This window comes from Pseudomonas sp. S5F11 (assembly GCF_019641515.1).
In the GTDB taxonomy this organism is placed as follows: Bacteria; Pseudomonadota; Gammaproteobacteria; order Pseudomonadales; family Pseudomonadaceae; genus Aquipseudomonas; species Aquipseudomonas rhodesiae.
The window spans coordinates 5096318-5119494 of the sequence record NZ_JAIFJZ010000001.1 but is presented as its reverse complement, the minus strand read 5'-3'; the positions used below and the strand labels follow the sequence as shown (position 1 = coordinate 5119494).

At 52.0% G+C, this 23177-nt stretch carries 26 protein-coding genes and 1 pseudogene; 13 read left to right on the top strand and 14 right to left on the bottom strand.

The window, feature by feature from the left end; all coding sequences use genetic code 11:
* Window positions 1–81: 81 nt before the first annotated feature.
* The 4 genes from K1567_RS23220 (at window position 82) to K1567_RS23205 (ending at window position 5973) form a co-directional block, all read left to right on the top strand.
* Window positions 82–648 carry a hypothetical protein gene (locus tag K1567_RS23220; protein ID WP_220698903.1) on the top strand — a complete coding sequence of 189 codons (567 nt, stop codon included), beginning with the start codon at window positions 82–84 and terminating at the stop codon, window positions 646–648.
* 781 nt (window positions 649–1429) lie between these two features.
* On the top strand, window positions 1430–3103 hold the full coding sequence (locus K1567_RS23215; RefSeq protein ID WP_220698902.1) for a dsDNA nuclease domain-containing protein: 1674 nt from the start codon (window positions 1430–1432) through the stop codon (window positions 3101–3103).
* Window positions 3096–5270, top strand: a complete 2175-nt coding sequence (locus K1567_RS23210) for a DEAD/DEAH box helicase (RefSeq protein WP_220698901.1) — start codon at window positions 3096–3098, stop codon at window positions 5268–5270. Before K1567_RS23215 ends, K1567_RS23210 begins: the two co-directional genes overlap by 8 nt.
* 217 nt (window positions 5271–5487) lie before the next feature.
* Window positions 5488–5973, top strand: coding sequence for a hypothetical protein (locus tag K1567_RS23205; RefSeq protein ID WP_220698900.1), 486 nt, complete (start codon window positions 5488–5490; stop codon window positions 5971–5973).
* A gap of 36 nt (window positions 5974–6009) precedes the next feature.
* Here K1567_RS23205 and K1567_RS27655 read toward each other — a convergent pair whose 3' ends face one another.
* Window positions 6010–6228, bottom strand: coding sequence for a hypothetical protein (locus K1567_RS27655; protein ID WP_259445018.1), 219 nt, complete (start codon window positions 6226–6228; stop codon window positions 6010–6012).
* Between the two features lie 294 nt (window positions 6229–6522).
* Here K1567_RS27655 and K1567_RS23200 point away from each other — a divergent pair, with 294 nt between their 5' ends.
* Window positions 6523–7068: a hypothetical protein gene (locus K1567_RS23200; protein ID WP_220698899.1), complete on the top strand. Its 546-nt coding sequence runs from the start codon at window positions 6523–6525 to the stop codon at window positions 7066–7068.
* Window positions 7069–7342: 274 nt separating this feature from the next.
* On the opposite strand, the gene K1567_RS23195 is transcribed toward K1567_RS23200, so the two are convergent.
* The 3 genes from K1567_RS23195 to K1567_RS23185 all read right to left on the bottom strand — a co-directional run bounded on the left by K1567_RS23195 (window position 7343) and on the right by K1567_RS23185 (window position 9075).
* Window positions 7343–7807: a hypothetical protein gene (locus tag K1567_RS23195; protein WP_220698898.1), complete on the bottom strand. Its 465-nt coding sequence runs from the start codon at window positions 7805–7807 to the stop codon at window positions 7343–7345.
* Window positions 7808–7894: 87 nt separating this feature from the next.
* On the bottom strand, window positions 7895–8296 hold the full coding sequence (locus tag K1567_RS23190; protein WP_220698897.1) for a hypothetical protein: 402 nt from the start codon (window positions 8294–8296) through the stop codon (window positions 7895–7897).
* A 224-nt stretch (window positions 8297–8520) separates the two neighbouring features.
* Window positions 8521–9075 (bottom strand): hypothetical protein, encoded by a 555-nt coding sequence (locus K1567_RS23185; RefSeq protein ID WP_259445017.1) that lies wholly within the window; start codon window positions 9073–9075, stop codon window positions 8521–8523.
* A 303-nt stretch (window positions 9076–9378) separates the two neighbouring features.
* Here K1567_RS23185 and K1567_RS23180 point away from each other — a divergent pair, with 303 nt between their 5' ends.
* The 3 genes and pseudogenes from K1567_RS23180 to K1567_RS23170 all read left to right on the top strand — a co-directional run.
* Window positions 9379–9846, top strand: a complete 468-nt coding sequence (locus K1567_RS23180; protein ID WP_220698895.1) for a transcriptional regulator — start codon at window positions 9379–9381, stop codon at window positions 9844–9846.
* A gap of 325 nt (window positions 9847–10171) precedes the next feature.
* Window positions 10172–11173, top strand: a complete 1002-nt coding sequence (locus tag K1567_RS23175) for a metallophosphoesterase (protein ID WP_220698894.1) — start codon at window positions 10172–10174, stop codon at window positions 11171–11173.
* Between the two features lie 68 nt (window positions 11174–11241).
* Window positions 11242–11850 (top strand): annotated as a pseudogene (locus K1567_RS23170) (histidine phosphatase family protein); the annotation flags it as partial.
* A gap of 351 nt (window positions 11851–12201) precedes the next feature.
* On the opposite strand, the gene K1567_RS23165 reads toward K1567_RS23170, so the two are convergent.
* The 4 genes from K1567_RS23165 to K1567_RS23150 form a co-directional block, all read right to left on the bottom strand.
* Window positions 12202–12444, bottom strand: coding sequence for a hypothetical protein (locus K1567_RS23165; RefSeq protein WP_220698893.1), 243 nt, complete (start codon window positions 12442–12444; stop codon window positions 12202–12204).
* Between the two features lie 651 nt (window positions 12445–13095).
* On the bottom strand, window positions 13096–13320 hold the full coding sequence (locus tag K1567_RS23160) for a DUF2188 domain-containing protein (protein ID WP_220698892.1): 225 nt from the start codon (window positions 13318–13320) through the stop codon (window positions 13096–13098).
* Between the two features lie 150 nt (window positions 13321–13470).
* On the bottom strand, window positions 13471–14301 hold the full coding sequence (locus tag K1567_RS23155; RefSeq protein WP_220698891.1) for an alpha/beta fold hydrolase: 831 nt from the start codon (window positions 14299–14301) through the stop codon (window positions 13471–13473).
* 45 nt (window positions 14302–14346) lie between these two features.
* Window positions 14347–14790 carry a DNA methylase gene (locus tag K1567_RS23150; protein ID WP_220699059.1) on the bottom strand — a complete coding sequence of 148 codons (444 nt, stop codon included), beginning with the start codon at window positions 14788–14790 and terminating at the stop codon, window positions 14347–14349.
* Window positions 14791–15197: 407 nt separating this feature from the next.
* Between K1567_RS23150 and K1567_RS27650 the strand changes: the two genes are divergently transcribed.
* On the top strand, window positions 15198–15407 hold the full coding sequence (locus K1567_RS27650; protein WP_259445111.1) for a hypothetical protein: 210 nt from the start codon (window positions 15198–15200) through the stop codon (window positions 15405–15407).
* A gap of 57 nt (window positions 15408–15464) precedes the next feature.
* Window positions 15465–16325 carry an alpha/beta fold hydrolase gene (locus K1567_RS23145; RefSeq protein WP_220698890.1) on the top strand — a complete coding sequence of 287 codons (861 nt, stop codon included), beginning with the start codon at window positions 15465–15467 and terminating at the stop codon, window positions 16323–16325.
* A 67-nt stretch (window positions 16326–16392) separates the two neighbouring features.
* Here the strand turns inward: K1567_RS23145 and K1567_RS23140 are convergent, their stop codons facing one another.
* Both K1567_RS23140 and K1567_RS23135 read right to left on the bottom strand, forming a co-directional pair.
* Window positions 16393–16608, bottom strand: coding sequence for a hypothetical protein (locus K1567_RS23140; protein WP_405046004.1), 216 nt, complete (start codon window positions 16606–16608; stop codon window positions 16393–16395).
* A 59-nt stretch (window positions 16609–16667) separates the two neighbouring features.
* Entirely contained in the window at window positions 16668–17369 is a 702-nt protein-coding gene (locus tag K1567_RS23135) for a glycosyltransferase family 2 protein (RefSeq protein WP_220698888.1), read from the bottom strand.
* A gap of 187 nt (window positions 17370–17556) precedes the next feature.
* Between K1567_RS23135 and K1567_RS23130 the strand changes: the two genes are divergently transcribed.
* Together K1567_RS23130 and K1567_RS23125 are read left to right on the top strand one after the other, a co-directional pair.
* Window positions 17557–18780, top strand: a complete 1224-nt coding sequence (locus tag K1567_RS23130; RefSeq protein WP_042559202.1) for a zinc-dependent alcohol dehydrogenase — start codon at window positions 17557–17559, stop codon at window positions 18778–18780.
* A 266-nt stretch (window positions 18781–19046) separates the two neighbouring features.
* A complete protein-coding gene (locus tag K1567_RS23125) occupies window positions 19047–19457 on the top strand; it encodes a response regulator (RefSeq protein ID WP_042559203.1) in 411 nt (136 codons plus the stop codon).
* A 351-nt stretch (window positions 19458–19808) separates the two neighbouring features.
* Here the strand turns inward: K1567_RS23125 and K1567_RS23120 are convergent, their stop codons facing one another.
* Window positions 19809–20075 (bottom strand): DUF1652 domain-containing protein, encoded by a 267-nt coding sequence (locus K1567_RS23120; protein ID WP_220698887.1) that lies wholly within the window; start codon window positions 20073–20075, stop codon window positions 19809–19811.
* 325 nt (window positions 20076–20400) lie between these two features.
* Between K1567_RS23120 and K1567_RS23115 the strand changes: the two genes are divergently transcribed.
* Complete coding sequence (locus K1567_RS23115; RefSeq protein WP_042559206.1) at window positions 20401–20649, top strand: DUF6555 family protein; 249 nt, start codon at window positions 20401–20403, stop codon at window positions 20647–20649.
* A 195-nt stretch (window positions 20650–20844) separates the two neighbouring features.
* Here K1567_RS23115 and K1567_RS23110 read toward each other — a convergent pair whose 3' ends face one another.
* From K1567_RS23110 to K1567_RS23100, 3 genes are all read right to left on the bottom strand, one after another.
* Entirely contained in the window at window positions 20845–21381 is a 537-nt protein-coding gene (locus tag K1567_RS23110) for a hypothetical protein (protein WP_220698886.1), read from the bottom strand.
* A 93-nt stretch (window positions 21382–21474) separates the two neighbouring features.
* Window positions 21475–21978, bottom strand: coding sequence for a ferritin-like domain-containing protein (locus K1567_RS23105; RefSeq protein WP_220698885.1), 504 nt, complete (start codon window positions 21976–21978; stop codon window positions 21475–21477).
* 152 nt (window positions 21979–22130) lie between these two features.
* Complete coding sequence (locus K1567_RS23100; protein WP_220698884.1) at window positions 22131–23060, bottom strand: ZIP family metal transporter; 930 nt, start codon at window positions 23058–23060, stop codon at window positions 22131–22133.
* Window positions 23061–23177: the final 117 nt, after the last annotated feature.

Below are 23177 nucleotides of genomic sequence, written 5' to 3'. Positions count from 1 at the left end.
TTCGTGAGTCAGTTGCGAGGACAGGACAAAGCGCCCCTAGCCGTTGTCCGAGCAAGGCTAAAGCCTTTCAGAATTAACGCCGTGATGCCTGAAAACCAAGATGACGTATTTGTTCAGCTGCAGCTGAGGAACTATGGAAAGGATCCCGTCTACCTGACGTCGGCTCAAATTGAAGTCACCAAAAGCAATACGGCAAAGCTCGGCAGAGCCGGTGCAGCGGGAATGTGCGTATTGTCCGAGAACCCGAACGCCAACACGCCTATCAAGGTTGAACCAGGTGCGAGTGTTTGGGTTCGGGTCTCAAAGAGCATTCATCTACAGGGCTTGTCTACTTGGCTGACTGAGGAAACCCTAAAAGACATACACGTCACCACCCCTGAAGACCCATCTACCATCACCGAGAACTTTTTTGTCGGTGAGGTAAATCGAAAATTTGGCGAGCTCTACGGCTCTGAAGCTGCTCTGAAGGTCACCGTTTTTTCGGGGAATCGCGAGGAATTGCAGACATTCAGTTTTAGGCTAGCTGAAGGAAAAGACATATTTGCCAAAGATGGTAGCCTCCAGCAAGACTGGTTGATCGCCAACTGGATGTTTCCAAGATGGCGGCCTGCTGATCAAGGTACAACCTGTGAGGATGAGCCGAGCTAGGGATACTCCCGTGCGACTGCAGCCAGGAGGCTTTTGCCAATTCAAGTATCGACGAGCGAGACATTCTCGTCCCTATACAGACGAGCCCGTGTTGGGCCCACCATTGCCCCAACGGGGGCGGCTGTCGTAAATCAAGCCGCCCGCGAGGCGCACGTTTCGGCGCTGCGGGCGTCTATCCTCACACCTCTTGGCCTATCGGCCTGCGCGCACCGCTTGCGGCGGCTAACTGTGCAAATCTCGTCCGCATCTTTTCGAAGCGGTTAAAACGTATGCTGTGAACAAGCTGGGGTTAATGTCGGCCAAATCCATCGACACCAACGAGCGGCTCCTCAACGAGCTCAATGCAGGAATTCAGTTCGTGTTGTATTTCTTCAAGGGTTGAGTCGAGCTCAGGATTCTGGCCTGACGCTCGTACCTCAGCTACCGACTGCGAAAAATACGCCCTTTGATAAGGGCCATCTGGACGTCGCAGTACCCAGAGTCTTCAGCGTCAGGACTCATGAGTCCTCCAAGCCACGCAGGCAAAGTATGAAGGTTGGTATACAACCAAGTAATAGCTTTGGCACGAAAGCAACGGGGTGAATTCGGTAGCATTTCTAAACAGCGTAGAGCGAAGCTTGTTGCTTTTGATGTGCCTGAACGAGGCTACTTCCTCGGGCTGGAATCAGCTACCTTCCATCCGGATTAGCGCCGTGTCTCTACTGGCTACGAGAGCCTCCATTCCGCCATAGACTGGCAGAGCACAATCCCATACGCTGGGCATAGCAAAGTGCCATGGAATATGAGCGAAATGGAAATAACCGACTCAGGAGGCGTAGCAGCGAAGTACGGCTTCCTTTATCAGGACTGCGTCGCAGCCTGGCTTGCCACTGAGATGCTCATGGACAGGGATATGCGTGCCGTGCGTGTTGAGACCGTTGACGATGTTGATATCGTTTGGTCAGGTTTCACAGAGTTCATCCAAGTGAAGGCTGCCGCTGAGAAAAAATGGACACCGACCACGATTACCGATAACGCTACAAGCACTGCTGTCGCCTCGACCAAAAGCAAATCCGTAGGCAAACCGCGAAAAAAACGCATACCTGATTCATCGATGGTGCATAAGTCGATGAAGCAAGCAACCACCCCAATTGACAAGTGCAAGTTCCGAATCGTCTCCGCAGAGCGCCCAACCGGCCTTCTGGAGTACCTTCGGGTTTTACCGACCTCGCGAACTGGCAGGCCAGGAAGGCAGGAGTTAGTCGATGACCTCAACCAGCGAACCTCCAGCTTTGTTGCCGCATCCAAAAATGATATTGGGCACTGGGTAGACTCCACCTGGTGGCAGGTATATGCGTCGGAACGCGAAATCGAATTACTGGGCATTAAAAACATTCGCAATGCTGCTCTAGAAGTCGTTGGGGTAACGCTGAGCTCTGATGCCGCCGCCGAGGCAATTTGGCGAGACATCGTCTACACGCTAACCAAGAAAAGCGCACTCTCTAGAAAGGTTTACTGCGAAGACGATAAGACCTACCACCGCGATAACCTCATCGACTGGTTTAAATCCGAAATTTTGATTCACGAGAAGTCATCCCACACAAGAACCAAGATATACGCAAACAAAAAATTGCAACCTATCCTCAATCACCTACACACGCATACGCCAAGCTGTGGGAGCATCGCAAGGTGCGGAAAGGTAATGCACCAGCATTACAATATTAATAACTATAGATATAGCTACATTTCGGACAGTGTCATAAAGTGGATCGACGAAGTCCTGCTAATGCCTGAGGAAATCGCAGACGTCACTGGGCTCTCTACTGCTGACCGATACCGAAAACTATTATCTCGACTAAAAGCTTCCATGACCGAGCTTGGAGACTTTCTTGGCAAAGTCTTACTTCACTCCTGCATCCGCAGCCTCCATACGAGCCAGCCAATACCTGCCTCGCTGTACATAGAAAAGCCGTTTGAAGTAAAAGTTCTCGAGAACGTTCACATCGTGCCACGAGCTTCAGGGGGTGATGAGCTTTGGATAGGATTTAGTCATCTCTATACTGGCACCGACATAATTGATTGCCTTCAGAACCTCCGTACCATTCTTTACACAGACATTACCGATAACATCGACTCAGCTCGATCCAAGATTCTTGAAATCAAACAAGACTCTTACTTGCTCCAGCATGATATCGATGAACTTCTTGAGACCAGCCAGGCCTTCGACACACACCTGAACAGATACCGATTTATAGTTTTCCTAGGTTATAACTCCGCCCTAATGACCGACCACAAAACACCAGGGTACGAGCCTGACCTTTTAACAGAAACCAAAAAACTATTTGACGATTTCGCGTCAGATCTAAACACCAGTGGATTCGGAGAGGTGCTGATTGAGCTTCATCTCTACCCTGTGCCGGACATGGAAAAGCTTCTATCCGAAGTAAAAAAAGCACCGGAGAAAGCTTGTGCTTGAAAACTACGAATCCGCGTTGCAAAGCCTCCAACAACAGAGCTTTTCGGCTTTTTCTTATCTAAAAATCGCTGATAAGCTTTTGTCCAACCCCAAGTACAGGAGCTCGGGACGAGAACTTGTCATCCGGGCCCTGGACTCTCGAAGCCGATTCTTGGCTGTACATGCATTATTACGGCACCTTGTGCGAAAATCGGGACTCTATCCGTATCTGAAAACACAATTCCAAGATCTATCGCTTGCAGAAGAGTGTGTCTTAGAGGCCTATCAGACGCCTATCTCGACTGATATCGTCTTTCACTCCATGCAATACAAAATCTACGAACTACTTCTAGAAAACCGAAACGTGATCTTGAGCGCCCCCACGAGCATGGGGAAGAGCGCTATCGTGGACTCGCTGATCGCATCAGGAAAATTTAAGAAACTCGTCATAGTCCTTCCTACTGTCGCCTTGGTAGACGAAACTCGACGCAGACTCGAAGAGCGATTTGGTCAAACATTTCAGATCATTCATCATGGCACTCAGCGTTCAGAGCAGGAGAAAATCCTCTACGTACTTACACAAGAGCGCGTAAATGACCGAGACGATCTCGAGAGCATTGATTTATTTGTACTTGATGAATTCTACAAGCTAGCCTTCAAACGCAAGAAAGACGGCGACATTGACGATGAAGATGAACGAGTGCCCGCTCTCAACTCAGCCCTGAGCAAGCTTCTACGTTGCTCCGAACAATTTTTCATGACAGGCCCATTTATCAATGGCGTCAGCGGATTACCTACGACCAACCTCAATTACACATTCATTCCCACTGACTACAATACCGTCGCGGTTGACGTCGAGTTCTTCAACATCAAGCCTGATAGTGTCGATGAGAAGAACAGGGCTTTAGCCACAACGCTCAAACAAATCCATGGGCCTACCATTATTTACTGCAAGTCACCAGGCCGAGCGGTACAGGTTGCTAAATTCCTTCTGAAATCTGGATATGTAAAATCCATAGAAGATGACTATCTAACGTGGCTGGATCAGCACTACCACCCCAAATGGGAGTACACGCGAGCATTTCGAAATGGAATCGGCCTACACTATGGAGGACTTCCCAGGGCCATGCAGCAATACACGATTGACAAGTTCAATCGTGGCGAGTTGCCGTTTCTCATCTGCACCTCAACTATTATTGAAGGCGTAAACACCGTCGCCAAGAACGTTTTCATATACGACAACCGGGCCGGAAATTTTAGCATTGATCGTTTCACTCACGGCAACATCAAAGGCCGAGCAGGACGGATGGGCGTGCATTTCGTCGGCAAGGTTTTTTGCATGGAAGAGCTACCAAAGCAAAGCGACTGTTTTGAGGTAGAGATACCTCTAGGCAAGCAAACCGAAGAACTGCCATTAAATTTTCTCGCCGGCATTCAGCCAGAACATTTGACTGACTTCTCCCAATCAAGATTTGAGGCCGGAACATCAGCCAGCAAGGCAGGTAAAGATTTTCTGAGGAAGCACGCATCATTCAAATTTGAGACCATTGAAGCGGCATTTAGCTTCATAGAAATCTGCGATGAAAGCGAATTCCAAAGCTGTTTATTTTCAGGCGTCCCAAAAACAGGATTTGCTAACTTCCTATCTCGCTTCGTTGATCGCGTATGCGCTGGCTCGCTTAAGAAGCTGGGACTCATCAATAACATCAGCGTTATCAATGCCAGGATCTCTGCCTACCTGATGGCACCGAGCCACGAAAGTTACATTGCGCAGCAAATTTCTCGCATACCGTCCAGTACCGACAGCGAGGAGTTATCCGATCAGATTAACCATGCCCTGAACTTTGCCAGTCGAATATTTGGTTATGCAATACCCAAAGCTTTAGCCCTGCTTGAGGATATCGTCAACCTCAAGCTCGAAGAGAGGGGCACAGAGTTCCGGGCATCATATGGACATCTGCGCAGTATCTTCGAAAACTATCATTTGCATCCGGCCTGGGCCGGACTTGAAGAAATGGGAATTCCTGTTCAACTACTTCATAAGCTCGGAACACTATTTCCATTTGTAGAAGAGGCAAGCGTAGACGACGCTTCTCGAATCTTGCGTGAAAACCTGAATCGACTCCAAGGCCTGACCTTGCTTGAGCGTCATTTCATCGATAGAGCGCTAGGCCGAGTAAAGCGGTAAAAGAACTACTTAGCCGCCGGCGCCTTTGTCTTCGGAGAGATCACCGCCGGCGTCGGCCTTGGATAGGCATCGGGAGATTTTCAGCTTATCTCTATATCCTCGGAACTCGGGAACGCAGTAGCGCCCTTCCTTCAATACTGATATCTATAAGATGCTCACATAAAGAAGTGGCGCGAGATGCATTAACAAATGCAAAAACGTGGAGGCAAGCCTGCCCATGAACAAGCCGCTTTTCGACTTTGACCTCAAACGCGTCTCGCACCAGCACTACATAACAGGGAAAGCTGCCATCAATTTCCCCTATCTTGGGAGCAGCACAGGGGGATGGCATTTCCTTTCCTATTTTGATCGGGAATCGGGGGTGACTAAGGTGTCGTTGGCAGGTATCCATTATCCTGACACCACAGCCTACTTTGGTGACCTTGGCATCATCGACGTGACCGATGAGCTAGCAAAGCGTGGATGGTCTGTGGATGGCCAGCGCCTGTTCATGGCCGATCACTACAGAGCCGCTGCGGACATGATCGTGAGATGGGCGCTGAGCGAGTCCAACCACTGCAGCGTCGAAATTGATGATTGGTTTCCCTCTCGTGCGGAGAGACAGCGACTGCTTGAGATTCTAGATACAGCAAGGTCACAGCTTTGCAAGGTTGGCCGATGGCAAAAAGTGGAAGCGTGGCTGCGTACGCAAACCTTGAGCTAGGGTAGTCGCTAGTCTGGATGTAGCGTGGTGCTAGTGCTAAGTGGTGCGTCTACCCCAAGGGCCCCAGGTCGGTGGATTTTCGGCGATATCAATCGATGCGCTGAGCTCGTCTTGCATGCGCTCGAAAACTCTGTCGAGAGTCGAATGGGCTTTTGACTCCCTCAATGCGCTAACCAGTTGGAGCAGCTCGCGGCCCTGCGCTAAAGACATCTGGACGTCGCAGTAGACAGTGTCGTCATCGTCTGTCATTCCCATCGAAAAATCCTCGCAGTATGGTCTTGGCCTCTGTTCCCACGACCGGCATTAGGCCGTACCCTTCGGGGACGGGCTGTCGTAAACCGAGCCTTGGCGCAAGCGCCGCCATCTCGGCCCTTCGGGCGTCCATCCCACACGCCTGCGCGCTCCGCTTGCTGTAATGTTCAAATGCGTTAGCTGCGCTGGCTGGATGTGGATAAAATCGATGGTTGTCGGCAAGATTAATCCCAGATCGCATGGTTGATAGCAGGAGACCGACTCAGTGAACAGTGCTATCGAACTACCGGAGAAATCGTGGGCAACTTAATAGCTTTGACACGAAAAAACCTACATGAGCTCGAAGCTATCGAACGCCTCGCCTCATTTCGAGGTGCCGACCGATTCGGTGCTCTGGCTCTGCAGTTAGCTTACGACTATCCGGTCAAAATCGAAGAGCCCTACCAATCTATATCCAAACTGCATCACAGCTCTATCATAGGCATGAGTGACGCTCCGTTTGAGGCGCTGCGCATCGTTTGCGAAGTCGTTATCAACCGAGTTCCTGAACTGCTGCGGATACTGTCGTACCGTAATCGACACGAGAATCGTACGACTGTCCCCCATGGGCTTTGGTTAGCTCTTCTAGAACGGGCCAATGGAGATATGTCTGTCATCGAGCCTTCAAGTTCGCGCGCCGTTGATGGGCGCTTGCCTCCAGATTTTTTTGCCACATGCCACGACTTGATATCTAACAACCAGGCAGTGTTTGACCAGAATTTTTTACTCGCACGTAAGCACGAAGGTTTATCAGCCAGCGAGGCCGTGGAGAGCTTAATCGCACACAGACGAGGCGGCATTTGAACGTCGCAATACACTGTGCGGGAATCGTCTGTCGTACTTGGCTGATACGCGAAGATTGCGGTGTTGCGTGCCCTTCGGGAGCGGCTGTCGTTAATCCGAGTCTACGTCTCGGCCCTCGGGCGTCCATCCCACACGCCTGCGCGCTCGGCTTACCATGCTTATCCAGCCGGTGATCACCTGACTTCGGTCGAGTGGACACTCAGGCTGAGCTAGATCCAAAGCTCAATGGGTTCGATGCATTCGTATGGCTGGGGTGTTACACCCCTTCGAAAATTCAAGCCTTAAAAAAAGCACGGCAGGCCTCCATCAAAGCAGTAGCGTCATGCAGAGCTCGATGGCGCCTGGTTGTTGGCAGTAGACGATAAATGTCACTAGCCGCCTCCCGACCGACAAAAACTTCCAAAGGCTTCAACTCAAAGGTCGGCATCAGATCTGCGGCCTCGAAAAGCACATCGAACCAAAAACCGTCTTGAGGTGAGTCGCTGCAAAGCACCTGCCCTGAAAACAGCTGATTCATCTGTTTCGCCACGGCGTGTGGGGTATCACCTTCCTGAAGCAGATGATCCTGAGTGAGGCCATGCATGTCTTGTGCATCGAACGACCAGTGCGTCCAGTACCGAGCGGGCTTGATCAGCAAGCTGTAGACGGTCTCATTCGACACGACGGCGACTTCGACAGGATAGCTATCCGGGGCTATCCCTGAGGCTTCGAAATCGATAAAAAAAGAAGGCCGTTCCACTCTGCTGCTCCTGTTTTGAGGGTGCGACTTCACCAGGCTACACCGACTGCTTGTGTGCTTGCGCCGCCATCGCTCGAACCAGCCGCTCTAGCTGGTAGCAGCCTGTGCTGCTCGGTGATTTTTCACATGCTGCATCTCACGCTGCCATTCAGTCAGAAATTTATCCCAGTCTGTGGCGTAGGGGCCGTCAGGAACTCTGGTCGACCCGATGCTTGCTTGGTGGAAACGCTCTCTCCAGGGTTGCGGAATAGTCTGCTCCAAAATGGTGTCGATGCCGGAGTTATGGCGCATCACCGAGACAGAGTTACGAACCTCAATGAGGTCGAGTGGCTTATCGCTACAGGGGGTGTCATTTCGCTCTTGGTCGTCGAGATCATCGAGGATGGCAAGGAGGTCGGATGCGTTGGGATCACCAAGACGGAGGCTGGCAAGTGCCCACAGAGCCCTTCGCCTAGCGCCCTCAAGCTGACGGAGTTCATCGTGGGTCATTCAGCCGCATCCTTGTTGATTTGATATCAGGCAGTAGCTATGGCGTGCCGCCTGCGGCGGAAGGCTGGCGAGAACTGAGCGACGGCTGCGCCGCGTCTCAGCCCGTTGGGCGCTCATCCAGCACGCCTGCGCGCCCCGCTTGCCCGATACTCGCTAGGAAAGGAAAGTCTGGCGCAGCGATCCTGTAGCCGGGCTGGTGTAATCGTGCCCTACGTACAGGACTATTACTTGTGGAGCTTACTGAAGCGACTCGATAGAGCTGCGGCTTCGGTAGCTTCCCAAGATTCAGGATCAGACGTAGCGTTGAACATCACCAATGCCCTCCACAGGAAAAAGGCCGCAACCAAGCTCGACTCAATTACTGCAAATACCGTGGTGGTATACATATAATCCGAATTTTCTCCAAATAAGAAAAGCACTGGAAATAACGAGCCGATCCACCCGGCGACGAAAGTTAAGCAAAATGCGATGGCTGCAGTAACCGTCAGGAAAAGCGGGACTTGATATCTATACTGAGTTGCAAATGACTTTTCGCCGTTTTGCTTCGCCAGGCCGTACAAGATGCCTGTGTTTTTTTCCTTGTCATTACTTCTTTTAAAAAGCCCATACAAAGTTACGCTCTCGCCGACTTCTAACTCTTCATAAAGCTTGTTCGACACTTGCAAATTCGGGATAACTGCACCATCAATGCTGACTTTAGCTTTATGTCCGCCATTCATTCGATCAACAGATCGAACGTAGTCAACTTTTCCTGAAACTTTCACACAATCGAATTTCATCACTCACTATCCCTGCCTTCGCTCAAAAAGTGGATCTGGTTTTTGCTAAGACGTCGCTCAGTGACGATTGCAGGCGAGCTTGCGCGGGCCATATACGTCGGGCTTGACGAGCGCGTCTCCCATCGAGACGTCCCTGGCCGTGTTTTAGGTGCTGCTCTCATGACCAACCATCACCAATCCAAACATCCCGCCGCTATGATCAAACGACCGCTTAGCAAACCATATGTCACGATAATATCACTATGGTCTGTTTATCGAAACACGCTTGCCGTGGCTCTATCCTCAGTTTTGAGGATCCGACTCATGCATCTGAAAGAAGCGCTGGCAGGAGCGTTGCGTGGAGCTCGTGCTCATCAGGGGTTGAGTTACGAAGAGTTGGCGGGGGCAACGCACAGAACGTACGTGGGGAAGCTTGAGCAAGCCAAAGCGAATGCGACGTTGGAGAAACTGGACGAGATCGCTGACTACCTAGGACTCGACCTTTTGACTATGGTCACTCTCGCCATTGCTGCGCAGGGTGACGACCTTCCATCCGAGGCTTTGCAACGTACTGCCCTGCGAATCAGGGAATTCGAGATGTCTGGAGGGTGGCAGTTGGTAGAGGAGCAATTCCGTGATGGAAGGCTCATCAAGCGCTCACAGGGAAAGCCAAAGCAGCCGCTTAATGCGGAATACATTCGAGCCTTGAAAGCGCAAGGTTTCGACAGGAAAACAATCGCCGAAAAGCTCGGCGTTGCGAGAAGCACAGTCCAAAAATATTGGAATACATAAGCCTGCAGAACATCAGCAATCCTGCAATCTAAGCAAATCGCGGTTTATGGCGCGCCCTATCGGGTCGGCTGTCGTAAACCATGCCATGGCTGACGCCAAGTCATGGCCCTCTGGGCTTCCATCCTCGCGTCTCCGGCCTTACTGGCCTGCGCGCTCCGCTTGCTCTGGTTATTTTCATCGACGGAAGAAATTCGTTATACCTCAGCCCTGCGCAATAGAGTGTAGTCCTCCTGTCCGTCCAGATTTCTGTTGGAAGGTGCAGTCGCGGGGCGGACAATACGGGTTTGGTCACTTGGTAGGTGGCCATTGAGGAAGGAATCCGCGCATGAGTCAGAAAGTCCTGAGGCTTCCCCGGAACGAGGTCGGTCGCGACTTCGTTATCGGTGACATTCACTTCAAGTCGATTGATCTCTACAAAGGATTATTGAAGCTCGGTTTCGACAAAACTATCGACCGAGTCATTGGGGTGGGTGATCTCATAGATCGCGGGCCTGGAGTCCTCGACGGTCTGAAGCTTCTTGGTGAGCCGTGGTTCTTCACCGTTCAAGGTAACCATGAGCAGATGCTTATCAAGGCTTACAGGGAAAACCCCAGCGCTCGTTACGTAGCTCATGGTGCAGGCTGGTGGTCGACCATCGCTGACGAATCAAAAGAGATGGTCATTGCGAAGCTCGAGAGCCTTCCCACAGTCATAGAAATCGAGTCCCCTCGCGGTTTGGTTGGCGTTGTTCATGCTGATGTCCCTGCCGGGATGTCATGGGTCGAGTTCACCCGAGACATATCAATCCCTGCTGTAGAAGAGATCGCGCTATGGGGGCGCGAGCGGATCAAAAAGCACCATCGAGAAGGTGTCAAAGGGGTCTGGCGTGTGTGCACGGGGCACACCTGGATTCCAGAGCCTGTTCGGCTAGGGAACGTTCTTGCACTTGATTGCACCGGAGGGGGTGAAGGGCCACTAGCTGTCTATTGCGTTCAGGCGGACACGATTTATGTGGAGGGGCGCCCCGTATCACTTGACCAATCGGAGGCTGTTACCGAGCTACTGGACGAACTTGAGCAGGCTTTAGGTCATCTTAAGGCCACCACCAACGCTAACAAGCTTATTGAGTCACAACGCTTGAGCCATGAGGCCGACGAGTTAGCTCGTCGAGTGAACACTACCTGGCTGACTTTGCGTTCGGAAATTGGTGAGTCTCAGAAGTTGCTTAATGCGCTTCACGGACTCAGCTTGCTCACCGGCGAACGAAGGGAAGCTAAGCTCGAAGAGCTGAAATTCAAGCATGCCGGCACCCAGATTGAGGGATTGCTGTCGAGGCTTCTTGATTGAGGGTTGAGTACCAGTAACCTTGGGGATCTAAGAGAAATGTTGGCCGAATCTGTGCGAGTAGTTCGTAAATGAAGCATGTGAGACTAATACGACATGGAGAAAGCGCTGCGAACGCGGGCGAAGCCACTTCAGATCACTCGACCATTCCTCTGACTCCGAAAGGATTCGAGCAAGCGCACCTGGTGGCTCTGTCGCTCAACCATCCTCCGGCTCTGATCGTTGCTTCGCCTTTCACCCGAGCGCATTCAACCGCTAAGGCGACAGCAGCGGTGTTTCCTCATATCCCTTTTGAAACTTGGCCCATCCAAGAATTCACTTACCTTGAACCCGCGCGGTGCACTGGCACAACCGTCGCTGATCGGCGCGAATGGGTGGAGGCGTATTGGGCCAAAGCAGATCCTGGTTTCATGGATGGTGAAGGCGCTGAGTCATTTCTAGATTTCATAGCTAGAGCTCATTCTTTCCTGGAGCGTCTTGCTGAACATCCCGCTCAAGACATCGTAGCGTTTTCGCATGGTCAGGTTATCAACGCTGTAGCCTGGCTGATTGAGCGCAAGCCGCTCGGCATTGACGGCGGAGCTATGGTGGACTGGCATGAGTATGAGATCGCGAACCACGTGCCCAACTGTGGTGGTTACGTGCTATCGAAAAATGCCGACGAAGCCGGATGGAGAGTAAGCCGGACAGCCGCCGAGGAGCCACAAATGGGTGCCGCTTCGCGGGTGCCGGGCAGAGCCTTTCAAGTCGCTCGTGATCCTGAGCGCTTGCTCATCGAAGAGCGAGCCGAGGCTCTCTCACTTTTAGGCTATCCACTGGTATTGGACGACGATACGGCTATGCATGCTGAGGAGAGGCTCAAAGAGGCCAAGGAGGCAGCTCGTTCAGCGCAGGTTGGTGGCATTCACGAGCACGCTCCACCTGAGAAAGATCTGCGAGGGCTGTGAGAAGTGATCCTCGGTCGAAGTAGTGTAAAACGCGCTGGCGGGAACAAGCGTCATGGCAGGTGATTTTGCCTCAATGACGATCCGCTAGAACTTCGGTGCATCGCCTGTGGCTTCCGCAATGGTGGCTAAAGCCTCCTCCATATTGGCGATGTTGTCTTGAAGCTTCTGAAAAACCAATAAGAAAGCGCCGTCCACATCCACGGTCTGGTGGCCGCGAAGCGTACCTACTCTTTCATCCTCCATCTGCTGGAGACGGTTGACGCTCTCTCGCAGAGCCAACAGCTGATCAAAGATGACGCCGATTTGAGCTTGGCTTTGTGCACTCATTGATGCCACCCAAGCCTTGAATTGATTTCCCTTCGATAGGACGTATCGATCTGAGCCGGCACCTGCCTAACGTAGTCCCGCGCGTGCTCCTGCGCATCTGCACTCAAGCCAGCTAGATATGAAACAGCGTCATCAACAGTTGGGATCAAACCTTCAATGTCTTCGAATCTGGGCGGCAGCGCAGTCCAGATAACTGCGTCCAATTGGTGAAGGAGTGCCCATTCGGCGATTACTCCCACTGGGGAGCTGCTGGTGGTAAAGACACCGATTCCATCCTCCCTGTCCTCTGGAATTTGCTCTCGGACACGCAAGGCCTCGCATGCCTCCTCAAGGTTTTTTACATTCAACACTGCCCATAGAACAGTGCATGGATGTGCATTCGCGCAGATCGCCGTTGCGAGCTCGCCCCCATCACCGACTCGCGCAAATTCGATGGGTAAATTGGGCCCATCCAAAAACCATTTGCTTGCGAGCGGTAATGCTCCAGGTTTCCAAATCAGAGATCCCCATCCTAGACATGCAATTACCATTGAAGAGTTCCTGTGGTGAGACATGCGCCGGCGGGAATGGAAAGCGAACTGCTGCTAAACCTGACTTCCTTGATAAGGATCGAAAGTCTTCTTCGCGGCCTCCCATTCTTTTGGATTCGACTCAGCCTTTGGTTTGCCTAGGGTCGGCGGCGCGAGGAAAAGTACGTTCCTCTTGAATCGTCCCATCCTCTTTGTGAATTTTCAAAGAGGCTGTTTTACCCTGCAGAAATTCGCTGGCTATCTCAGTGATTTCCGCTTTCGTAGAGGCTGTTTTGGAAGCACGTTGCGCGCCCTCTTTGACAAGCTCCCAAGCGTTTTCTTTTTTTGTGATGTGATAGTTATCCATGGGTCACCTCGACATGATTAATCAACAACAGCTACAAGGTTGACCATCGTCGATCTGTAGAGTTTGAAAGGATTGGCGAAGAATCCAATGCTGCCTACGACTCGTGTGAGCCCCCCCCTAACAACGACTTCAAAGAGCGGATTAACCGACCTAGGTGAGCTCCAGGCTAACCTTGGCCTTTCGGTTTGCGAACCTCGGTGCCATCTCTTCATCCTCATACTGTCGGCTAAGAAATTCGCGGATCAAGACGGCAGTTCGTCTAGCGCTGGTCACCACAAAGAAGTGCCCCTCGCCCTTCAGAATGCGAAGTTCTGAACGTCGAATTGTGCGGCGCAGGATATGGGCGTTGTACGGCTGTATGAATGGATCGCGGTCGCCGGTAAGAACCAGCGTGCGTTGAGGCAGCCGGGACAACCGGAGCAGGCTTGTCCATCCAATCAAGGCTGCGAGCTGGAAATAGTACGTTCGCGGATTAACAGAGAGCATGCCTTTCATCACACCGAACCGCAGCAGCGTGTGAATTGAATTGCGGGAGCTATCTTGCTTGCGCACTTTGGCGTTTTTACTCTTGCGGAAAAAATCCATAACGTCAGCAGGCTTCATCAATAGCACTGGGCCGGGAGAGGTCGCCGCGAGAATCAGCCTGCGTACCATGCTCGGGTAACGAAGAGCGAATTCTTGAGCCAATGCACCTCCCCAACTCACCCCGAACACATCCACTTGGTCGATTCCCAATTGCTGGAGCATCTCGGCAATCACGTCGGCATGACTTGGCAGGCGAATGGGCCAACGGGGCATTTGCGACTTGCCGACTCCTGGCACATCCGGCGTGATGGTCATGAAGTCGTCGAGTTCATCGCGCAGCGGATCGAAGGTACGAATCAACCCACCCAAACCATTGAGTAAAAGCAGCGGAGAGCCTTGACCGCAGATTGAAACATTCAACTGCAAGCCCTTCGCTATTAGCCTGTGGGTTGTCATGATTTCTCCTTGCAGCACGCAGTTGGGAGGCAGTATTGGTGAGAGTTAGGGGGAAGTTCCGAAGAGCTCCGCAGCCGCGTCCCTCATAAAAATCTCGATGGTTTTCGGCCCTATCCCTTCAAATTCAGATAGCCGTTTTTCGAAGGCCTTACGATCCGCGCTTGCCGCGACGATGTTGCTGACCTTGCCGTGATATTCAGCATTCATCTTGTTAGCCAATGCCAACAACCGCGACGCGGTGGTCTCGTCGTAACGCACGTAGTGAGCCTCACCGAGCATCATGACCAGCTGGCGGTGAGTGCAGCTCGCCAATTTGTGCGGCGTATCCCGATGGTGTTTATCGACGATCACTTGATAGGCGTTGGCAGCAATTGGCCCCTGGATTCTCTTGCCCATCAGGAAACTGGCAAGCAGCCATTTGAATAACCCGGCTTCGTTCGCACCTTGAAGGTCGATTTGTAAGTCATGTGCGCAGATGATTTTGCTCACTGGTTCACCCTCAAACGATGGTCTCAATGTAGACCAGGCGCTATCGCGAATGATCCAGCTGTGCGACGCCGTGATAAAGGAACCCTTATTCATGCTCGACGCCTAATGGTTGAACCTTACGATTTGAGAAAGAAGAAATGCATATCTCCGACACAATCCAAGTCATGGAAGCGCTGTCAGCTAACGAAGCAAATCTTAAGCTTCACGAAGGCTGGTCATTGATAGCTGTGGTCGTCACCACTCACCCAAATGGTCAGCTCCACCCTTGCTACATTCTCGGCAAATCGAAAACCTCATCCAACCATCAGAAGCCCGAGTGACTAGGGTGGCATCTACCTTGCGATTCACTTCGCAAACTGAAAAGGGGGAATGACTTGGCTTATCTGGATTGGATTCAATGGCCAGCGATGGTTGTTACGGTTCTCGCCGCATGGCTAATCGGATCGCAGCGGCCAGGACGGCGGATGATCGGATTTGTATGCTTCAGTGTGAGCAACGTTTTGTGGGTGATTTGGGGATTTTACGCAGGAGCATATGCATTGATCGTATTACAGGTTTGTCTTTTCCTGATGAACCTTCGAGGGCTCAAGAAAAACTCAAGCCTCAATGAGACATAGTCAGCCAGCAGGGTCATTGCTAATCGAAGAGCAGTGGACACCGCCAAGGACATTGGAATGTTCGATAACTTTTCGCTCGATATCGTAAAACTCCCAGAGGCAACCCTCAGAGTCAGGCATGGTGGGAGCGGCTCTCCCGTCTTATTACTCCATGGGCATCCTAGGACTCATGCGACCTGGCATCGCGTTGCTCCACTCTTGGCAAAAAATCATTATGTTGTCTGCCCTGATCTAAGAGGCTTTGGCCAGTCATCAAAGCCTGAGGATACATCCGATCATGCAGGCTCCTCCAAGCGCGCCAAGGCCCGGGATTGCATCGCCCTAATGCGACATCTGGGTTATCAGCGGTTCGCCGTGATTGGCCATGATCGAGGTAGTTACACCGCCTTTCGCACGGCTATGGATCATCCCGAGGCCGTCACACATCTAGGCATATTGGACGGCGTACCGATACTTGAAGCTCTCGAGCGCTGTAACGCCCAGTTCGCGACGAATTGGTGGCATTGGTTCTTCTTCGGGCAACTCGAAAAACCGGAGCAGGCAATCCTGGCCGACCCTGATCGATGGTACGGCGGCACAGCCGAGGCGATGGGTGCAGACGCCTACAGAGACTATCAAGCAGCTATACATGATCCAGCAACCGTTCATGGCATGGTCGAAGATTATCGAGCAGGCCTTGGAATCGACCGTATTCACGATGAAGTCGACCGCCGCGAGAGCCGCAGGGTCGAGTGCCCGACAATGATTTTATGGTCGCTACGTGATGATCTTGAGCTTCTGTACGGCGATGTTTTAGGCGTGTGGGAACCGTGGACAACACGACAACGTGGTCGTGGGCTCGACTGTGGGCATCACATGGCGGAGGAAGTGCCCGACGAGCTCGCGAGAGAAATAATCGAGTTCCTGCGTGAACAATGATCTCTCAGGACACTAATCCGTAATCGCTTCGGGCTACGTAGGGTCAAAGTCATTCGAGCTACATGTCTTAGGTTGATGACTCGGAAGCATTGAGGTTCTTCCTGAAGCCTCGGGCATTCATCCCCAAAAGTATGCATTCGAGCAGGATCAGCGCGTAAGCGTCGGCGTGAAGCCCCCAGATCACCCAAAGCGCATTACTGGTGATAAATCCCCAAAAGGCGATCATGCGCCTATACGCTCGTTGCGAACCGATGAACCACGCTGAGGCTACCGTCACTACCATGGCTGGCCATTGCAGGTAATCGATGTACTCCAACTTGCCACCTCCTTCCCACAACACTTTCAAAGAGAGACGCCGGCGCTAACCTGTGGATCAAGCGCAGGCAACCCCAGTGAGGCACCCAGATTGACCAGATACTCTCCAAACCCTCCGCGACATTTGTAATCCTTGCGGGCGCTGGTTATTACCGGATTCGTGGCTGTCCAAACGATATGAGCACCAACCCGCTTCAGGTCAGCAACCAAATGGACGTCTTCGTGTGCAGTAAGATGCTGGAACCCGCCAGCGTTCCGGTAGGCCTCGGCACTCAATCCAAGATTGGCGCCGTGGATGTGCCGGTGATTCTCGATAAACTGGTAAAGCTCCATGTACTTTGACCGAACCAAATCTCCATGGATATTCCAGCTATCCACCTCGACTGTCCCACAAACTGCATCAGCCTTGAGCTCAATCTGACGCGCCAGCCAATCATGTGGCACTACGGTGTCAGCATCGGTGAAGGAAAGCCACTCCGCGCCAGCGGCTAGAAGATGATCTGCACCGGTTGCTCTCGCCTTGCCCACGTTCTGAAAGGAAACCTCGATCCCGCTAACATCGTGTGCTGCAACGATCTGTCCGGTCTGATCAGCACAGTCGTCTAAAACGACGACTACGCAGACTCGCTGGCCTGCTAATGCAGGATGTGCAGCGGCGGATAGAACAGATGTTAGACACGCAGAGATGTGATGCTCTTCATCGTGGGCAGGTATGACAACACCGATCATTAACGTCACCTCCGACTATCTGAGTTACAGACTCCAGCAGTCGACCTAATTTCGCTCCATTAGGTTTAAAAAATTACAAGCGAGCGTGTATAGGCGACCGCTAGTCATTTGCGTCTGTATCGCTCTGAACTTACTTTCCCCGATCCTCCTCTCCCACTTACCATCCAGCTGAAGTAGGTAAGACGTCATGAGAGCACTCACCTATCACGGCGCGCACAGCGTCAAAGTCGACACGGTTCCCGATCCGGTTATTGAAGAAAGTGATGACATCATTCTTCGGGTTACCGCAACGGCGATATGCGGATCTGACCTCCACCTCTATCGGGGAAAGATTCCAACTGTCGAGCATGGCGATATCTTCGGCCATGAGTTTATGGGAATCGTTGAAGAGGCAGGCTCAGCTGTGACCGCCGTGCAACCCGGCGACCGTGTGGTAATTCCGTTTGTAATCGCCTGCGGTAGCTGTTTCTTCTGCGCAATGGATCTGTTCGCGGCCTGCGAAACAACAAATACAGGGCGCGGAGCGATCATAAATAAAAAGGCCATACCACCAGGAGCCGCGCTGTTCGGTTTCAGTCACATGTACGGCGGGGTGCCTGGCGGGCAAGCCGAATACGTGCGCGTACCAAAAGCCAACACCGGGCCGTTTAAAGTGCCGGGGACGCTGTCGGATGAAAAGGTTCTTTTCCTGTCAGACATCCTTCCAACTGCTTATCAGGCCGTAACGAATGCGGGGATTGGTAATGGCTCCAGCATCGCCATCTATGGTGCAGGCCCCGTAGGGTTGTTGAGTGCGGCCTGTGCAAGGATGCTCGGTGCCGACCAAATTTTCATGGTCGATCACCATCCTTACCGCTTGGCATACGCGCAGAAAACATACGGTGTAATTCCGATCAACTTCGATGAAGACGACGATCCCGCAGATACGATTATTCGACAAACCAAAGGAATGCGGGGTGTTGATGGCGTCGTGGATGCGGTGGGGTTTGAAGCAAAAGGTAGTACGACGGAAACCGTTCTCGCGACACTCAAGCTTGAGGGCAGCAGCGGCAAGGCTTTACGTCAGTGCATCGCCGCCGTTCGACGCGGCGGCATTGTGAGTGTTCCTGGCGTTTATTCAGGGTTCATCCATGGCTTCCTGTTCGGAGACGCATTTGACAAGGGGCTGACCTTCAAAATGGGTCAGACTCATGTGCATCGCTTCCTACCTGAGCTCCTCGACCATATCGAAACAGGTCGTCTTTCACCGGAAGTCATCATCAGCCATCGCATGTCACTGGAACAGGCCGCTGAGGGATATAAAATCTTTGATAAAAAAGAAGAGGACTGCCGAAAAGTCATTCTGACACCCGGAGATAGCCACATCGATATTCCGGAGAGCGATAGCAGCGCAACACTGTTGACTACCTAAGTCTACCGGTAAGTGAAAAGGACGAGATGGTTCGGTTTTATACCGAAAACTCTCGTCCTTTTTTCATTTGGGGGAGCGATCCAAAAAAAGGCAGCGGTTTTCCACCCTGGTCGGCCTCGACTCTCCAGCTCGTTCAGGTTCTGAAGACGATCTGTGATCTGGGTCATCAATAGATTCGCAAAGGGCCACAAAATCCTGAAATGCGAATACACTCACAAACTGACTCATCAAACGCCGACAGGTGCGCTCGGCTAAGGGATCTCGGATTGATCGTACAGTGGGAAGGTTTTTTGCCTATTGAAGGATCGGTGATCGTCATCGAGGACGATCCGACCTTGCGAGCGCTGATGGAAGAAATCGTATCGGAGGTCGGCGGGAAGGCGATCTCCTTTGAGACTGCAGATGATGCGTTAACCTATTTGCTTCAAACTCATGAACAGTGTCGTTTGGTGATCGCAGACCATGGCGTACCCGGCCAGATCCAGGGGATCGAATTCATCGAGATGGTAAGTAGTCGATGGCCATCAATTGCAGCAATCCTGACCTCTGGATATTTGATAGATCCAGAAGCGGTTCCAGCCTCTAGCATCTATCTGCACAAGCCGTGGTCGCTGGATGATTTCGTGATAGCTATGGCGACGTTATTACAACCTGGCATCGCGATTCACAAAGCCTGACTTACAGGATCGGAGATGCGGAGGTAGGTCGGGCTCGACTTTGTAACTCCTCTCATCAGAAGCTTTGTGAGTGCCTCCTCTATCTCATCAGCAGCGCCGTTTCTATGCTCCGTAAGCGACCACTGCCAGTAACGATCTGCCATCAGGCCGCCAACTGCTTCTGCACATAGTGCATCACAGCTCACCCCCATTTTTGTGGCTGCCGCTATAACGGCTAGAAGTGCTTGCTCAAGTTGCTGTGTTCTATCGGAGGACACGGGACGGGCTCCATGTAAATGAAGCCATATTATGACCGATATCAATTTGACATCAAAGTCGGCTTTTGACGGCTACGTTTGTGCATCAATCTGCTCAACGCCCCTGCGCTTTAAGCTCACTCGACTCGAAATTGGTTTTGCGTGCCGTCATCTCACTGCGTAGCTCGCCAATTAGAGCGGCAATCGCTCTGCTTGAGGTGAGCTCCGCAGTCGAAACCCCTGTCACCAAAAGCTCCACACTGCCTGTTGAAGGATCGGTAACCTTAATCATCAATGAGCCATCCGCATTTGTCGTGCATGAGCAGGACAATGGTAGGAAGCCACACTCAATGATATGTCGGAGCTCGAGAGCGGAAATCATTACGTTTTTCCTAAGGGCAGTGTTCATTGATTGTTGTCTAAATTCGGAGCGAGTCAAATGCTCACCGAAGCAATTTGACAACGCATTTTAAGACTACTTTTGCTGAAACGTTGCACCTGTCTGTGTGCGCTGCAACGCATTCTAGAAAAAAATACACCTCGCTCTGACCCTTCTAGATCGCCGCTGTTCGGGGTGCCTAGCAAAAAATAGGCGACTTCGAACGCTTATAGCCTGGCGAAAAAACCGTCCTCCGAGGAAAACTGAAAAACGTTGGAATTTTTTTTGCGAGCATCACTCTTTTGCCTATGAGCGTAAGGAGGTACTCATGAGCCAAACAGATATTTTTGTCATCGACTACAAACTCCACGGGCAGCCAAAGTCATTCGTCATTCGCGCCAAAACAATGCGCAATGTGGATGCCTGGCATTGGGCAAGCTGCGATGCCGGTCTGGCCCCAATTCCTAAACCAGGTCGACCACCCTTGAAGGTCGTGTCAAAACCTCAAGCTGAGCGTTACGGTGTGACTGAAGTTAAATGGCGCGAAACCGCGATCTTGGAATGGAATGAGGCATAGATCTAGCTGCGCAAGGCCAAAATCCTTGGCGACTAATTGCGCAAAGAAGTGACTTAAGATGCTCAATCAGATGGGTGTACCCCGAATAGAGGTCAATCATGCCGTCTGCGAAGGGATCGATCCCTACTATGTGATCGATGTCCTTATTGAAGATGGAGGGCCATGGCGAACGCACTATTCTGATGTAGTGGGGGGTTATGCTCCAGGATTGGAGACTTGGATATAGATTGCCCAGCCGGCGAGCAATACCCAAAACGTCGCAAAAATCCAAGGCGTACGAACTGAGAAAAGTAGCGCCTTTCGGTATCCCTTGTGAGTGGATTCGCGCTCGCAAAACAAAGGCGACTCGTCATACGCCAACCCCATCACTGGCTCACTTCGCAGCAGCTCGCTTTGCTTGTAATACCAATGATCGATGATGTCATACGCTGCGCGAATCCCAGGCCAAGCATTCAGTGAGCTAAGAATTCCTAGCAGCGCTAGGAAGGCAGGCACTACTAAGGTAAACAGCTTCCCCCATTCCGGATTTACGTTGGCCATGCAGGACACAAAAGCAATTACCAGAAAGGATTGCGCAGTCAGATACGCGTTCGTTCGATTGGAAAGAATGCTTGTCTCGTACTGAATCTCGCGACGGTAGAAATCCAGACGCTCTTTAGGAGATCCGAACATCTCCGCATCGCGCGCAGTGAGCTCAGTATCGCTCAATTGGGAGGTCAAAATTCTCGGCAAATCGGATGGTTCCTGAGGTGATGAAGCCGATGCTTTGGAAAAAGAGGTGACGATGTTGCCACCGTCACCAAGCAGCGGATCTTTACAAACCTTTTAGCGTTTCTTTTCCAAGGTCGCAGCTTGATTACCGCCCTGCTCTGCGATCTTGCTCAGCTTCTCATCAGCCCCTTTCTCTTCGGCAAGGGTCGCAGCTAGAAGAGCCGCCGCGTCATCGAGTTTGAGATGCTTGGCCATCGCTATCAGTGTGCCGTAGGCAGCAATTTCATAGTGCTCCACTTTTTGAGCCGCACCGATTAGTGCAGCGTCGAGCACGGCTCCTTTGTCGATTTCTTCCAGCAGCTCTTTCGACTCTTCGACAAGTCCCTCCATGGCCACGCACTTCATACGCTTCAGCTTGATCCCGGTAAGCTCGACCAACTGATCAATGCGCTCAATCTGTCCATGGGTCTCCTCCAAGTGGGACGTAAACGCGTCTGCCAACAGTGGATTAGTCGCTGCTTTCGCCAAGCGCGGCAATGCTTTGGTAATTTGTTTTTCCGCACTGTAAACGTCAGAGAGTTCATGGATAAACAAGTCTTCGACAGTTTTTCTAGCCATTTCCAAACTTCCTTCTGGTCAGTATTGGCGTCGCCCGATGGGCGTCCGCATGGGATCAACATGCATTGCAAAACTTGCCGTGCATGAAGAATGACCAACCTCGTTTGAGACGTGTTCCGAATATTTTTCGGGGGACAGACAAAAGGCTGAAGCTAACCCAAAGCAGTGTCGAGAAACATCATCACACCGAAACCGAGCATCAGTCCCAAGGTTGCGGGAGTTTCATGACCGTTGCGATGAGTCTCCGGAATGACCTCATGGGACACCACAAAAATCATGGCGCCCGCTGCTAGACCGAGTGCAATTGGGTAGCCCAATGCAAAGCTGCTGGAAATACCCACGCCGACGATGGCGCCAATTGGCTCCATCAAACCAGACCCCACTGCAATCAGCGCCGCGCGCAGTGCGGAGATACCGGTCACGCGTAACGCCAAAGCGACTGCAAGCCCTTCGGGAATGTCTTGAATGGCGATGGCAGTGGTGAGCGGCAGTCCGACTTTCATATCGCCATTGGCGAAGCTCACTCCAATAGCCATGCCTTCCGGTAGGTTATGCAGGGTGATTGCCAGGACGAACAACCAAACACGATTGATACGCTGCGCGTCCGGCCCCCTGCGTCCGCTTTTCTCGTGTTCGTGAGGGACGAAACGATCAAGGCCAACCATCAGCGCTACGCCCAATCCCAATCCCGCCACAACTACACATGCTGCGAGTAACTGGTTTCCGCAAAGAGCTTGAGCTGCTTCGATCCCTGGGAGAATGAGCGAGAAGGAACTGGCGGCCAGCATCATGCCGGCGGCGAAGCCCAGTATGGTGTCTTGAGTACGGGCGGCGATGTCTCGTAACGCAATCGCTACGACAGCTCCCATGGCCGTCGCAGCGAAACCTGACATGCCACCGAGAAAAGCGAAGTGCAGATTTTGTTTGTTGGCGCCGACAAAGGCGCCGTACCCGCATATGAGTAAGAACAATGTTACGCAAATCAAAATTGACCAGAAGGCGCGCCCGCCCCACCCAGTTCCTGAGACCCGGGCGAACCAGGAGCGAGGCGATGCGCCTGATGAGGTCAACGGATCGGGCACGGATACCTCCTATTTTTTTGAATCGTACTTTTCAGTAGATACGGAAAGCGACCGTAGGAACTGCCTGGATACGCGTTGCGCGTCACGTTCGTAAGCGACGCTGGTGGCAAAGAGCAT